We start from the raw sequence: 14,148 nt of genomic DNA on the forward strand, positions 1-14,148 counted from the left end.
GTATATTATTATCTCCATTAGTTTACTCTGGATTGGAGATATCTTTTGATTATGCCACTTCCCCAATTAAAGATAACACTGAATGTTCACATTATCATCATAACTTAATCGATGAAGAATTTTATCCATGTCAAATTAATAATACAGTTCCAGATGTGAAGCAGAATAAAACAGAAATGACTGCAAAAAAAAGTAACTTATTAATCTGTGAAGAAGACTGCATAATATCAAGTAAAATGGTTATTCCTTTAGATGATATCTTTTCTTCTACTCTTGATTTAGACCGCCCCAACAAAGTGGCATTATTTAATTTTGAATTAAATCGCCATTCTATATTCAATCTAAATCTGGAAGATAACGTCGACATTACTATTGATGAAGATGAAATGTATATTCTGGCCTCTGACATAAACAGCCAGCAAATTAATTATAAACTTCAACCCGATACCACGGCTATTGCATTTATTTTCGAAATTTCAAATGGAGGGTTAGCAATAAATTACCTGGAAAGTAATTCCGCTAAACAGGGAATCCTATCACCCACTCTTATTTTTAACGCCGAGCGGAAAAATAATCTCTCTGTTTTCCCCGACCTGGCTATTTATAACAATATCCTCAATGGCCCCTTAGTGATGAATCGCCATCTGATGGTCACAATGAGTGATGACCACCGCACCAAACGAGGGGCGGTGGGAATGATGGGCTGTCTGTTGTCCGGCCCTTTAGCCCTTTACAATGTGGTCGTACATGGGCGCTGTAATCAGGTGGAGTCAGCCTGGGCCAGTATTAAGTCATTTTTCGGCGGTAAAGATAAAGCGAAAATGCAGTTGGTTGCCGGTTCGGCTACAGCCTTAAAACCGCACCCAGCACCATCTGAAGAAGCAGAAAAACAATCTGAAATATTGGCATTAACCCATATCGACCTCCCTTCATTGCACCAACAGAGCTTGACCCTGCCCGCCGTAGCAAAAGCCTGCAACATTCCGCTGGAAAATTTAGTTAGCCGTCGTTTTCCGCGTCAGATAGATGGCCCCGCGTGTGGTTCCTGGCTATCACATTTGCTGGCTGATTTTACCTTATTGTTTGGGAATAGTTTACGTGACTGGTCGACGGAGCGCTTACGTCAGGTATTAGACAGCGCTATTGATACCGATAGTTCTGGATATGCCGTCCTTGATACAGGAACGGAGTTAAGACTGATGCAGGGGATCAGAAGAGGTGTGAGAGAGCTTGGTCGAACCGAGGCTATCAATCAAATCACTCGCTCATTTCATTATGCAGAAAGGGAACTTGCCCACTATTACTTACAAACAGATGGCGAAGATGCCATGCCCTCGGCGGTCCAAAATCTCCCTTTAGGCCATTATGTGCTGTCCCTTGATAACTACACCCCCATAACTGAACCTGTCCCGGTGCGTATTCGTAGAAATGGCGAATGGGAAACATCCGAGTCATTGGCTTTTCAGATAGAAATCATCTCGGGAGAACATCAAGAAGAAGAGAGGGAGCTACGCGCCGCCTCCTTGGAAGTTATCAATGAATGGTTCGATAAATATTACTCTCTTACCTATGGCACGATGTTAACCAAAAATAAAGAAACCCATAAAGAAGTCAGAGTCCCTGTAACCTCTGCTGATAGAATCATTTACTCTGCACGTATTACCAGCAATTCATTGAAAATTCATTTGGAAGAAAACACACCAGGATATTTATTTGTCATTGTGAAAATTAATGGGGAAATTATCCATTTACTAGAAGCGGAAAAATATCAAATAAATAATGAACCTCAGGAAGGACATTATTATCTGGCAAACTTCCTTACCGCACCAAAATATATCATAAATGCAGATTCGGAGGACAGTATTCGAGGAGCCGGCACTGCCGCTGTTCATAGATTAGCTCGTCACCTTAAAAATAAAGGCGTTAACTTTATCCACTCTAATGTCCTTTCCCACCCCTCCGCTAGAGTGAAAAAAAAGTTGGGTTTTGAACATGATGAGCTTTAAATTTTAATATTTAAATATATTATGGGTATTAATATGAAAAAATTACTTTGGCTACCTTTATTATTTATTGTTTTTTCAAACAATGCTGAGTGTAATGATAACATCGTCAATAAATCAATAGGTGAACCATTATACTTTACAGAAAAAGAATATGCTCCAGCTTGTTTCTACACCGAAGATAATTTTCAAGGAGAATATATTTGCCTGGTGCCACCTATAATGATGGATTTATATAATACTGGTGACTATAACCTTAATGATAGAATTTCTTCTATCAAAATCCCTGAAGACGTACAAGTGGCTATTTATAAAAATGATAACTTCAACCCACCCTATTATACTCTAACAGAGTCTATTCATTTAAAAGGACTAGAAAAAATTGACATGGCGGGTCAAATTAGTGCGGTGACCACAGCAGAATCACTCGGTTTTTGTGATCAAAACTGTGTTATTATTAAACATCACAAACTAGAGCTAAAAAGAACTTTCAATCAGCCACTATCAACATCTGAAAATACCAATAAACTGGTGCTAATGAACTTTGATATCAATAGTGACAGCAATTACAGTGTTGGTTTTAGTCATTATCCCAACATTATCATTGTTGATAAAAATTTGTTTTTTTATTCCTCAGAACAAAATAAACCTCTCTATATGAAACTCAGTGAGGACGCTGACAACCTATCTCTGCTATTTAAACTAAATGACCATCAAATACAAGTTCAATATCTTGAAGCCAAAGGTACTGAACCACTTAATACTCCATTTTGGATTAACACACACTACTCATCTGAAAATTTACCCGATTTATATATCAGTAATGGCATTCCTGACAATGACCAGGGCACTCCCCCCGAGGATATAAATCCGTTAATATTGAATAAAACTATTATTGCCATAAATAAACACGCTCATCGCGATAAACGCGACGCTTTAGGGATAGCCGGTTGCTTTGGTATTCCCCTACTGGCAATTTATAATTATGTGGTTCAAGGCCACTGTAATCAACTCGATAAACTGGTGGGAACGGATGAATTTTCTCGTCACGATGGTGAGGGGAAAACACTGGTGGTGGCCGGTTCTGCAAAGCCCGTTCAGCGGGTAGAACACCGCCCCCAAACTTCATCCGATAAACCCGCTCCATTGATGCTGCTATTAACACGCCTTGATACGCATTTGCATAATCAGGCCCTGACACTACCCGCAGCAGCAAGAGTTTGTAACACCCCGATAGATAATATTATCGGCGCTCGCTATCCGCGCCAAACAGGGATTCGCTGTGGATCCAGGCTGTCCATACTGCTGGCTGATTTTACATTACTCTTCGGTGAAAGCTTATTGGGTTGGACAACCGAGCATTTAACTCAGGTTCTACAAAATATTCATGAGCATGGCACCACGGGCTATGCGGGGTCTGACCAGGAAACGGAGTCCAGATTGGTTAGAGGGGTTCAGGAGGCCATATCTGATTTAGGGCTAAGCCCATTAACCACCATGTTGGAGAATGCCTTTAATTACGCATTATTAAATTATGCTCGCTATTTTATGCAAAATGAAAATCAAGAAACTTTTGCCACTCCGCAAGCCGCGCAAAGTCTCCCGTTAGGGGATTATGTTTTACCTTTAGAAACTTATATTCACCCAACAGAGCCACCATCCCCCCTTATTAGGGATAATAACGAATGGATTAGACCAGATGACCTTTATTTTGAGGTAAGTGTTATTCCTGGCGGGGACCATCATCTTCCAACCAATTTAACCGATGAAATACTCGAAGTCGTCGATAATTGGCGGATGTTTTATAGCCAGGTCGGATATGAAATGGATAATTTGGGTAGTCCATTAACCAGCCAGGACAGAACTATATATGCCGCTAGAGTGACAAGTCATGTGTTATCTAACCTTTTATCTGCTAATTCGAGGGAGTATCAATTTGTCATTGTTAAGCTAAAAGGAAAAATCATTAGCGTATTAGCATCGCAGAATGATGAGAATGGTGAAGATAGTTATCTCAACTTCTCGGTAACGGCTCCTCAATATGTCTTAACCCCAAATGAAAATGGCAGTGTTCGCGGCGCAGGAACTGCGGCGGTAAGAGAGTTAGCGCGTTATCTTAAAGAAAAAGGGAAAAAAACACTCAGTGCTGATGTTATTTCCCACCCTTCTGCCAAAGTGAAACTCAAAATTGGTTTTGTTCATAAAGATGAGCTTTAACTCCACCACAGAGTCATGCGTATTTATTCTGTGACCACACGATAGACACAGCGGCGCGAACCGGAGAGGATATACTCAGTTCGCTCAACCGGTGCTTGTAGCACCTGACGAAAAACATCCAATTCTGCCCGGCAAAAACCCTGACAACGGGTGGCTGCCGCGCAAATTGGGCAATGATTTTCAATCAGCAATATTGAGCCATCGGCCTGAGTTTGGCACTCCGCCATGTACCCTTCCTGAGAGCGGATCGCCACCAGCCGCTCCACCCGTTCACCAATACTATTGGCCCCATTCATTGCTCGGCAATATAGTTCACGCGTTTCCTGCTCACGGGTATCTATCAGTAGATTAAGCGCTTCTTCGCCTAATTGGGTGCGCACCATCCGCAATAATTGCACCGTTAACTCGCCGTGAGCATCCGGAAAACGGGCATTCCCTGCATCGGTGAGCTGCCAAAGTTGGATAGGCCGCCCCACGCCTTTGGCCTGCGCTACAGCCACCACCAGGCCGTCTTTGGCTAATTTTACAAATTGTTGCCGTGCTGCTTCTCCCGTGGTGCCGAGGATCTTGCCCGCATCAGTGGCTTGCAAGGGGCCGCGAGTCTTCAGCAACATCAACAGACGCTCAGCAACTGACTGTGGTTGACTGGTAGAATGGTCGATATTCATATCTTCCCCGCTATCATGGGTGCGCTTTCTATTTTAACGAATGATAGCCAGTATAACATTTTACAAGCTTATACTTGACTTATTATCGGTGACTGGCCTAAGTTATTCCAAGAATTATCTTGTTTAACTTTATCGTAACAACACCACCAACTCAACAACCAGATTTCTGGCAGGATGGAAAACGTGATAATGAATGATGCAAGCCGTTGGAGTGATTTGTTCTCCGGCAAGAACGCGGCTTTTGCCATAGCCCTGTCAGGCGGCGTAGTGTTACACGCCATCAATATTTATATCGCCACCACGATTTTACCGTCCGTGGTTTTGGAGATTAATGGCCTGAGTCTCTATGCCTGGAATACAACGCTGTTCGTCACCGCCTCAATCCTCGGCTCAGCGCTTTCAGCCCGATTGCTCAGTGGCTACGGCCCGCGCAGTGCATATCTGTTGGCTTCATTGACCTTTATGTTAGGCAGTGCTTTGTGTGCGATGGCACCCAATATGCCGCTGATGTTGGTCGGCCGAACCGTACAGGGTTTGGGCGGCGGTTTTCTGTTCGCACTCTCTTACGCCATGATTAATCTGGTATTTCCACAATCATTGTGGCCGCGAGCCATGGCGCTGATTTCAGGTATGTGGGGCGTAGCAACCCTGATTGGCCCCGCGATTGGCGGGATATTCGCGGAAATGAACGCCTGGCGATTTGCCTTCTGGACATTGCTGCCCGTGACCCTGATTTATGCCATTTTCACCTGGCGCATCCTGCCTAAAGGGAGGTCCAGCACCGCCGTCACCTCGGCATTACCAGTCACTCAGCTGGTACTATTAACCGCAATTGTCCTGACGATTTCCGCCAGCAGTATTGCTAGCAGCGGTCTGACGAATCTGGTGGGTATCGGATTGGCGGTCTTACTGTTGGTGCTGTTATTGCGCATTGAATCCCGCGCCACTTCGCGCTTACTGCCGAAAGGCGCATTGCGTCTAAATTCCCCCTTAGCGGCGCTCTATATCACCATCTCTTTACTGGCGATCGGCATTACTTGCGAGATTTTTGTCCCCTATTTCTTACAAACCTTGCACGGCCAGTCACCGCTGATTTCTGGCTATATCGCGGCCACAATGGCGGCGGGCTGGACAATTTCTGAAGTCATGAGTGCTGGCTGGAAGAAATCAGGTGTTCGTTGGGCGATTATCAGCGGCCCAATTATTGTGCTGATAGGGATAATTGCGCTCGCCATTCTGATGCCGGTCAGCTCATTGGGCGGGTGGACGCAAATGGGCCCTATCGCCATTGCGCTGACATTAGTGGGCTTTGGTATTGGTTTTGGCTGGCCGCACCTGCTGACCCGCATTCTGCAAGTGGCTGCTGAAGAAGATAAAGATATCGCCGGGGCCTCAATTACCACGGTACAGATGTTTGCCACCGCTGTAGGGGCGGCAATAGCCGGAATGGTAGCCAACCTTTCTGGCCTTAATTTCCCCGGCGGGGTCGCGGGTGCCGAAAACACCGCTCATTGGTTATTTACGCTGTATGCCATTGCCCCAGCACTGGCGATTATCACCGCGCTACGTTGCGCCGCCATTCGCTCGCCTGGCTTTGCAGTTAAAAACACCGCTCGCCACGAAGCATAATAAATGATGACAGCCAGCCTGCTCAAACAGGTTGGTTTTTTCATTGCTCGTAACATTATAAGGGTGATTAGCGCTTGATCCCGCACCGGTCTTTGCTGTTATTCTGGCTTTAAATCTTAATCCTATTTACCCAAAGTCATTGAGGTTGCGATGAAGCCGTCTATTGTGCTGTACAAAAATATTCCCGCTGATCTGCATCAGCGTTTAGAGCAACATTTTACCGTAAACAGTTTTGAGGGTTTATCTTCAGAAAATCAGCCTGAGCTATTGGCTGCGCTGCAACAGGCGGAAGGGCTTATCGGTTCCGGCGGTAAAATTGATCAGACTTTCTTGCCATTAGCACCTCGGCTGCGCGCTGCCTCAACCATTTCTGTCGGTTATGATAATTTTGATGTCGATGCGCTGAGCCAGCGCGGAATTGTATTAATGCACACGCCGACTGTGCTGACCGAAACAGTGGCCGACACCATGATGGCGCTGGTGCTTTCCACCGCTCGTCGGGTCGTCGAGTTGGCTGAGCGCGTGAAAGCCGGTGAGTGGCAAGACAGCATTGGTGATGACTGGTTTGGCGTCGATGTTCATCATAAAACTATTGGCATTCTCGGCATGGGCCGGATTGGCATGGCACTAGCCCAACGGGCACATTTTGGTTTCAGCATGCCGGTGCTGTACACCAGCCGTCGCCCACATGAAGAAGCTGAAAAGCGCTTTGGTGCTCACCGCTGCTCACTCGATACATTGCTGGCTGAGGTCGATTTCCTCTGCATTACCCTGCCGATGACCGAGCAAACTTATCATATGATTGGCCGTGAACAGCTGGCTAAAATGAAATCCAGCGCCATCTTGATCAATGCAGGCCGTGGGCCAGTAGTGGATGAAAAAGCACTGATTGCGGCCCTACAAAATGGCACCATTCAGGGTGCGGGTCTGGATGTATTTGAACAAGAACCTCTGCCGGTGGATTCGCTATTACTCAAATTACGCAATGTGGTGGCCGTGCCGCATATTGGTTCCGCCACCCACGAAACTCGCTACAACATGGCCGCCTGCGCGGTGGATAACCTGATTGCCGCACTGACTGGCACCGTCACAGAAAACTGCGTTAATCCGCAAGTATTGCAGCAAGCATAAACATGCCCACTGGCCTGTTTTCAGGCCAAATCCCCCTCCTCCATCGCCCTCCTCCCTACAATAATCCCTAGAGGATGAGGCTATTTCTTCGCCGTCTGGCACTCTGATATCCATAAAGATTTATACGTTTCTCAGACCCAAGGAAGACGCGCGATGAAATATCTTACTTTCCCTCTGCTTCTGGTTTTGTCACCGGCAGTGATGGCGAACTGGTCACTCCCCCATTTCCCGGCGTTTACTGAGCAAGACAGTGGCGTTTTCCTGAGTAGCAGCGCCCTGACAAAAGGGGAGTATCTTCTTAAATTTCATCAAGATAAACAGTGCTGGCAGCCAACTAGCCCAGTAAAATTGAATCAGACATTTTCGCTGCAACCTTGTCAGAATCAAGCCGATATCCAGTGGAAACTGTTCCGTGATGGCCAATATCAGGTGCGGATTGATACCCGCAGCGGCACCCCCACACTCACTTTGAGTCTCAAAGAACCGGTGGCGGAAACCGTCAAAGTCGTCACACACAGTTGTCAGCGCTGGGATGGCAAACCGGTGACAATTGATGTCAGTAAAACCTTCGCTGAGGGGGAAATGGTGCGGGATTTCTACTCCGGCCAAACGGCGAAAGTCTCTCTCGGTAAAATCACGCTACAACCCACTCCCGAGAGCGGGGGTTTACTGTTATTGGAATCAGCCCAAACTCAGCAAGCTGCACCATTTAGTTGGCAAAATGCCACGGTCTATTTTGCCCTGACTGACCGCTTTAAAAACGGCAACCCCGACAATGACCACAGCTATGGCCGCCATGGCGATGGCATGGAGGAAATCGGCACTTTCCACGGCGGAGATTTGGCCGGATTAACGGAAAAACTTGATTATCTCCAGCAACTTGGCGTCAACGCGCTGTGGATAACCTCCCCGCTGGAGCAAATTCACGGCTGGGTCGGCGGCGGTACCAAGGGGGATTTCCCACATTATGCTTATCATGGTTATTACGGCCTGGATTGGTCACGTTTGGATGCCAATATGGGCACCGAACAAGATTTGCATAATCTGGTTGAGCAAGCCCATAAACGCAGCATCCGCATTCTATTTGATGTGGTAATGAATCATGTGGGATATGCCACTCTGGCAGATATGCAGAGCTACCAATTCGGCGCGCTGTACCTGCAAGGCGACTCGTTAGAAAAAACACTGGGCAAAAACTGGACTGACTGGACGCCGGGCAAAGGGCAAACCTGGCATAGTTTTAACGATTATATTAATTTCAGTGATAAAGCAGCCTGGGATAATTGGTGGGGCAAGAAGTGGATCCGCACTGATATTGGCGATTATGACTCCCCCGGTTATGACGATCTCACTATGTCGCTGGCTTTTCTGCCGGACATCAAAACAGAATCCACTCAGGCCAGTGGTTTGCCGGTGTTTTACCGCCATAAACCGGATACCGCCGCGCGGGAAATTGCCGGTGCCACTCCGCGTGATTATCTGACTCATTGGTTGAGCCAATGGGTTCGTGATTATGGCATTGACGGCTTTCGGGTTGATACCGCCAAGCATGTCGAGAAACCGGCCTGGCAACAACTCAAGCTGCAAAGCGCGGCTGCTCTGGCCGAGTGGAAAGCGGCTCACCCGGATCAAGCACTGGATGACTTGCCATTCTGGATGACGGGAGAAGCTTGGGGCCACGGGGTGATGAAAAGTGATTATTACCAAAATGGCTTCGATGCCATGATTAACTTTGATTTTCAGGATCAAGCTAAACAAGCGCTGACCTGCTTCTCATCTATTGACGGCACCTATCAGCAAATGGCTGATAAACTGCAAGGTTTCAATGTGTTGAGTTATATCTCATCCCATGATACCCGGCTATTTTTTAAAGATGACGCGCAACAATCATTGGTGAAACAGCAACGCGCGGGCGACCTGCTGCTGCTGGCTCCAGGGGCGGTGCAAATTTTCTATGGCGATGAAAGCGGGCGAGCATTCGGCGCAACCGGCTCAGACCCATTGCAGGGAACCCGATCAGATATGAACTGGGATGAACTGACCGGTGAAAAAGGCGCGCTGTTGGCGCACTGGCAAAAAGTCAGTCAGTTCCGCGCTCGCCATCCGGCCATTGGTGCTGGCGTGCAGCAATCTCAACAAACCGCTGATTACTATGCTTTTAGTCGCCAACATCAAGGTGATAAAGTCTTAGTCGTTTGGGTTGGAGACAAAAAAGAGTAATTAAGCATATTATTTTGCAATAACACTTCCTGCCGATATTTTCACGCGGCAGGAAGAAACCTTTCCGCATTGCGTCCGTTTTTATCTGCGAGTATGGTAGTTATTCACTTACGGATAACAATAAATTTTCATTTATGAAGTTTTCACTTTTCGGCGACAAATTCACCCGCTACGCGGGCATTACCAGATTGATGGACGACCTCAACGACGGCCTGAGAACCCCAGGTTCTATCATGCTTGGCGGCGGTAATCCGGCACATATTCCTGAAATGGATGCTTACTTTCAGCAACTTTGTCAGGACATGCTGGAAAGCGGGAAGCTGACCGAGGCGCTGTGCAATTACGATGGGCCACAAGGCAAAGATTTACTGCTGAAAGCATTGGCAACAATGCTGCAAGATGAGCTGGGTTGGCAAATTGAGCCACAGAACATTGCACTGACAAATGGCAGTCAAAGCGCGTTTTTCTACTTATTTAATCTCTTCGCTGGCCGCTATGCCGATGGCTCCCGTCGGCGGGTATTATTCCCACTGGCACCAGAGTATCTCGGGTATGCCGACGCGGGCCTCGACGAAGATTTATTCGTCTCCGCCAAGCCCAATATTGAGCTACTTCCCGAAGGGCAATTCAAATATCACGTCGATTTTGAGCATCTCAATATTACTGATGATATTGGCCTGATATGCGTCTCGCGGCCCACTAACCCGACCGGGAATGTGATTACTGACAATGAGTTAATCGGCCTTGATGCTATTGCTCAGCAACGTGGTATTCCGTTATTGATTGATAATGCTTATGGCGTGCCATTCCCCGGTATTATCTTTACCGATGCGACCCCACTGTGGAACCCGAATATCATTCTGTGCATGAGCTTGTCGAAACTGGGTCTGCCGGGTTCGCGCTGCGGGATTGTGATTGCCGATGAGAAAGTCATTTCGGCGCTCACCAATATGAATGGCATTATCAGCCTGTCACCGGGCAGCATGGGGCCAGCTATTGCTGCCGAAATGATTGCGCGCGGCGATTTATTGCGCCTATCCAAAGAAGTCATTCGGCCATTCTACTTTGAGCGGGTACAGCAAACTATTGCTATCCTGCGCAAATACTTACCGCCGGAGCGCTGCTTGATCCACAAACCGGAAGGGGCGATATTCCTCTGGCTGTGGTTTAAAGATTTGCCGATCAGCACCGAACTGCTGTATCAGCGCCTAAAAAAGCGCGGTGTGTTGATGGTGCCGGGCCACTATTTCTTCCCCGGTCTGGAATATGATTGGCCACATACCCATCAGTGCATGCGGATGAATTATGTCCCGGCACCGGAAGATATCGAAAAAGGGGTGGCAATTCTGGCCGAAGAGGTTGAGCGGGCTTTTCAGGAAGCAAAGTAAAACAGCCATTCTTAGCTTCAATTACAGAGTAAGAGTGGAGAGAACAGGCCGATCGTAAAGACGCCGTAAAGACATCCATGTCGGCTCGAGCCGCGCCATCCCTGGCGCGGACGCTTTACTCTTCGGCCTATCCTTTCCACTTAATCATTGACGTCGCTGACGAAATAAAACCATACCCAAAGTCATTGGAGTTGCAGGTAGGCAGCCAGCAAACACATCCCGATGAGCTTACTGACTTTAAGGCCCACGACCAGTAAGTGATTCGGGTGACCGTTTCTATTGACACTTAGCGCCGGGAGCAGATTTGAACGCTGCTAGCAGCGGCCTCAACGAGGCGAGGCCCACGGATGGGCCGAGTAACGAGAGCAGCTAACACCCCTGCAACTTCAAGGACAAAGGGTAGCTATAGTGTCCAGAACAACACCGCCAATATCTGCGGCGACATAATGCGTAAAAACATCGCCAGCGGATAAACCGTCGCATAAGATAACGCCGCCGCACCACTGGTTGGGTGCAGGCCATTGGCGAATGCCAGCGCCGGTGGATCGGTCATTGAACCGGCTAACATGCCGCACAATGTCAGGTAGTTCATCTTAGCCAACATACGCGCTAAAATCCCCACCGTCAGTAATGGTATCCCGGTAATCATCGCCCCGTAGCCAATCCACGCCAGCCCATCACCATTCACCAGCGTGTTGATAAAATCACCGCCCGACTTCAGCCCGACCACTGACAAGAACAACACAATTCCCAGTTCACGCAGTGCCAGGTTGGCACTCGGCGGCATAAACCAATACAGTTTTCCGATGCTGCCAATACGCCCCAGAATAAGTGCGACCACCAGCGGGCCACCCGCCAAACCTAAGCGCAATGCCGCCGGGAACCCCGGAATAAACAGCGGAATTGACCCTAACAACACTCCCAGACCGACACCGATAAATACCGGAAGCATCTGAACTTGCTGTAGTTTCTGTTGCGCGTTACCGACGACAGCGGATACCGCCTCAATAGATTCCGGGCGGCCAACCAGATTAAGAATGTCGCCGAATTGCAAGCTGGCGCTATTACTGGCAACCAGTTCAATCCCAGCACGGTTTAAACGAGTAATCGCCACGTCATACTTTTGCTTCAGATTAAGGTCACGGATTTTCTTACCCAGCACCGCCTCATTGGTCACCACCACCCGGGCAGTTTGCAATACCGTACCGGCGGTCGATAAGGTGACATCCACCTCTTCCCCGACCACCAGCCGTACTTTCTCCAAAGCTTCGCGCTGCCCGACCAAATGTAGATAATCGCCTAGCTCAATCACTGTGGCCGGCAACGGCACCATCAGTAAATCACCGCGTTTCAAGCGGGAACAGACCACTTCATCACTGTTGAGCAGCGGCACATCTTGTACGGATAGCCCATGCAGATTGGGGTTACGCACCGCCACATTCATGGTTTGCAGCAACTCGCGATTCTGCCCGTGGCTGCTATCAAACTCTTTTGCTTCGCGATCGACGTTGATTTTAAAGAATAAACGAATCAGCCACATCACCAGCAAAATACCGCAAATGCCGAATGGATAGGCCATGGCATAACCCATCCCCATTTGGCTGACCAATTGCGGTGGCGAGCCTAAATCAGTGAGGATTTGCTGTGCCGCCCCAAGTGCCGGGGTGTTGGTGACCGCACCTGAAAATATGCCCAGAATGATAGGCAGCGGCACGGCAAATAATTTATGGATAATCGCGGTCACTAACCCACCGACAATCACCATCAGGATAGCAAAGCAATTAAGCCGCAACCCCGAGACCCGCAGTGAGGAGAAGAACCCCGGCCCCACCTGAATACCAATGGTGTAAACAAACAGAATAAGGCCAAATTCCTGAATGAAGTGCAGCATGTCCCCATTGAGAACTAATTGGTAAGTTTGTGCAAAATGGCCCACGATAATGCCGCCAAATAACACCCCGCCGATACCTAACCCCACACCATAGATTTTCCAATTACCGATCCATAACCCCAATACGGCGACCAGCGCCAACATACTGACGGTAAGGGCGATAGCACTCATAAATCACTTCCTTGCCTAAGTTTAAAAACTGGCGGCCATGTGGAGTTTCATTCGGGTCATACATGGCCTTAAATTCTTACTGTTAGTGTGGATTTTGTCAGAAGGGGGGGAAAGTGAATGTGGGATGCGCCACAAAATGCACCGGAGAGTGGGGAAACTCTCCGGTGAAAAAACAAACAGAGAAATTTATACCCAAATTAATTGGCGTTGCAGCAAGGCAGCAAGTGAACAAACCCCGATGAGCTTACTCCAGTAAGTGATTCGGGTGCAGAAACGCCGCTAACAAAGCTGCGGCGTCAAATAAGAAGGGTATACTGGTACCCCGGAGTGGGGTACCGGTCATCATAATTACTGCTGTTCCGATTGCTCAGTTGCAGCCGGATTATCTAATACCTGGCGCTCTTGTGGAGCGGCGCTGCCAATACTAATACGCTGTGGTTGCAGCGCTTCTGGCACTTGGCGCAACAGATCAATGTGCAGCAAACCGTTTTCGAATTGAGCATTATCAACATTCAAATGCTCTGCCAGCGTAAAGGTCAATGAGAACTCTTTATGAACCAAGCCTTGATGCAGGTATTCAACCTGTTTCTCAGCCGGTGCTGGCTTACCGCGAACAGTTAAACGCGGGCCTTCCACTTCAATATCCAGTTCGCTCTGTTTAAAACCGGCTAATGCCAGTGAGATGCGATAATGGTTATCGTCAGTTTTCTCAATATTGTATGGCGGGAACCCCTGAGAATCCTGACCGCCCTGCATTGAGTTAGCTAATTTATCAAAACCAATCCACTGACGAAGTAAAGGTGACAAATCATAATTACGCATAGATATAA

At 47.7% G+C, this 14,148-nt stretch carries 9 protein-coding genes; 6 read left to right on the forward strand and 3 right to left on the reverse strand.

The window, feature by feature from the left end:
• Positions 1–2: 2 nt before the first annotated feature.
• Entirely contained in the window at positions 3–2,006 is a 2,004-nt protein-coding gene (locus tag FTA91_RS02730) for a hypothetical protein (RefSeq protein WP_235896822.1), read from the forward strand.
• Positions 2,007–2,039: 33 nt separating this feature from the next.
• Positions 2,040–4,220, forward strand: a complete 2,181-nt coding sequence (locus tag FTA91_RS02735) for a hypothetical protein (RefSeq protein ID WP_145534719.1) — start codon at positions 2,040–2,042, stop codon at positions 4,218–4,220.
• Positions 4,221–4,243: 23 nt separating this feature from the next.
• Here the strand turns inward: FTA91_RS02735 and FTA91_RS02740 are convergent, their stop codons facing one another.
• Positions 4,244–4,888, reverse strand: coding sequence for a helix-turn-helix transcriptional regulator (locus FTA91_RS02740; RefSeq protein ID WP_145534716.1), 645 nt, complete (start codon positions 4,886–4,888; stop codon positions 4,244–4,246).
• A gap of 189 nt (positions 4,889–5,077) precedes the next feature.
• Here FTA91_RS02740 and FTA91_RS02745 point away from each other — a divergent pair, with 189 nt between their 5' ends.
• The 4 genes from FTA91_RS02745 (at position 5,078) to FTA91_RS02760 (ending at position 11,256) form a co-directional block, all read left to right on the forward strand.
• A complete protein-coding gene (locus FTA91_RS02745) occupies positions 5,078–6,517 on the forward strand; it encodes an MFS transporter (RefSeq protein ID WP_174635010.1) in 1,440 nt (479 codons plus the stop codon).
• Between the two features lie 150 nt (positions 6,518–6,667).
• Positions 6,668–7,648, forward strand: coding sequence for a glyoxylate/hydroxypyruvate reductase GhrB (ghrB, locus tag FTA91_RS02750; protein ID WP_050113335.1), 981 nt, complete (start codon positions 6,668–6,670; stop codon positions 7,646–7,648).
• Between the two features lie 153 nt (positions 7,649–7,801).
• The gene (locus FTA91_RS02755; protein ID WP_145534711.1) at positions 7,802–9,868 is read left to right on the forward strand and encodes an alpha-amylase; all 2,067 of its coding nucleotides are present in this window, start codon (positions 7,802–7,804) and stop codon (positions 9,866–9,868) included.
• A gap of 134 nt (positions 9,869–10,002) precedes the next feature.
• Positions 10,003–11,256 (forward strand): valine--pyruvate transaminase, encoded by a 1,254-nt coding sequence (locus tag FTA91_RS02760; protein ID WP_050113337.1) that lies wholly within the window; start codon positions 10,003–10,005, stop codon positions 11,254–11,256.
• A gap of 403 nt (positions 11,257–11,659) precedes the next feature.
• Here the strand turns inward: FTA91_RS02760 and FTA91_RS02770 are convergent, their stop codons facing one another.
• Both FTA91_RS02770 and ibpB read right to left on the reverse strand, forming a co-directional pair.
• Positions 11,660–13,318, reverse strand: a complete 1,659-nt coding sequence (locus tag FTA91_RS02770) for a putative transporter (RefSeq protein WP_004392987.1) — start codon at positions 13,316–13,318, stop codon at positions 11,660–11,662.
• A 348-nt stretch (positions 13,319–13,666) separates the two neighbouring features.
• A complete protein-coding gene (gene ibpB / locus FTA91_RS02775) occupies positions 13,667–14,140 on the reverse strand; it encodes a small heat shock chaperone IbpB (RefSeq protein WP_004392984.1) in 474 nt (157 codons plus the stop codon).
• Positions 14,141–14,148 lie beyond the last annotated feature (8 nt).

The sequence above is a fragment of the Yersinia thracica genome, from assembly GCF_902170565.1.
Taxonomy (GTDB): Bacteria; Pseudomonadota; Gammaproteobacteria; order Enterobacterales; family Enterobacteriaceae; genus Yersinia; species Yersinia thracica.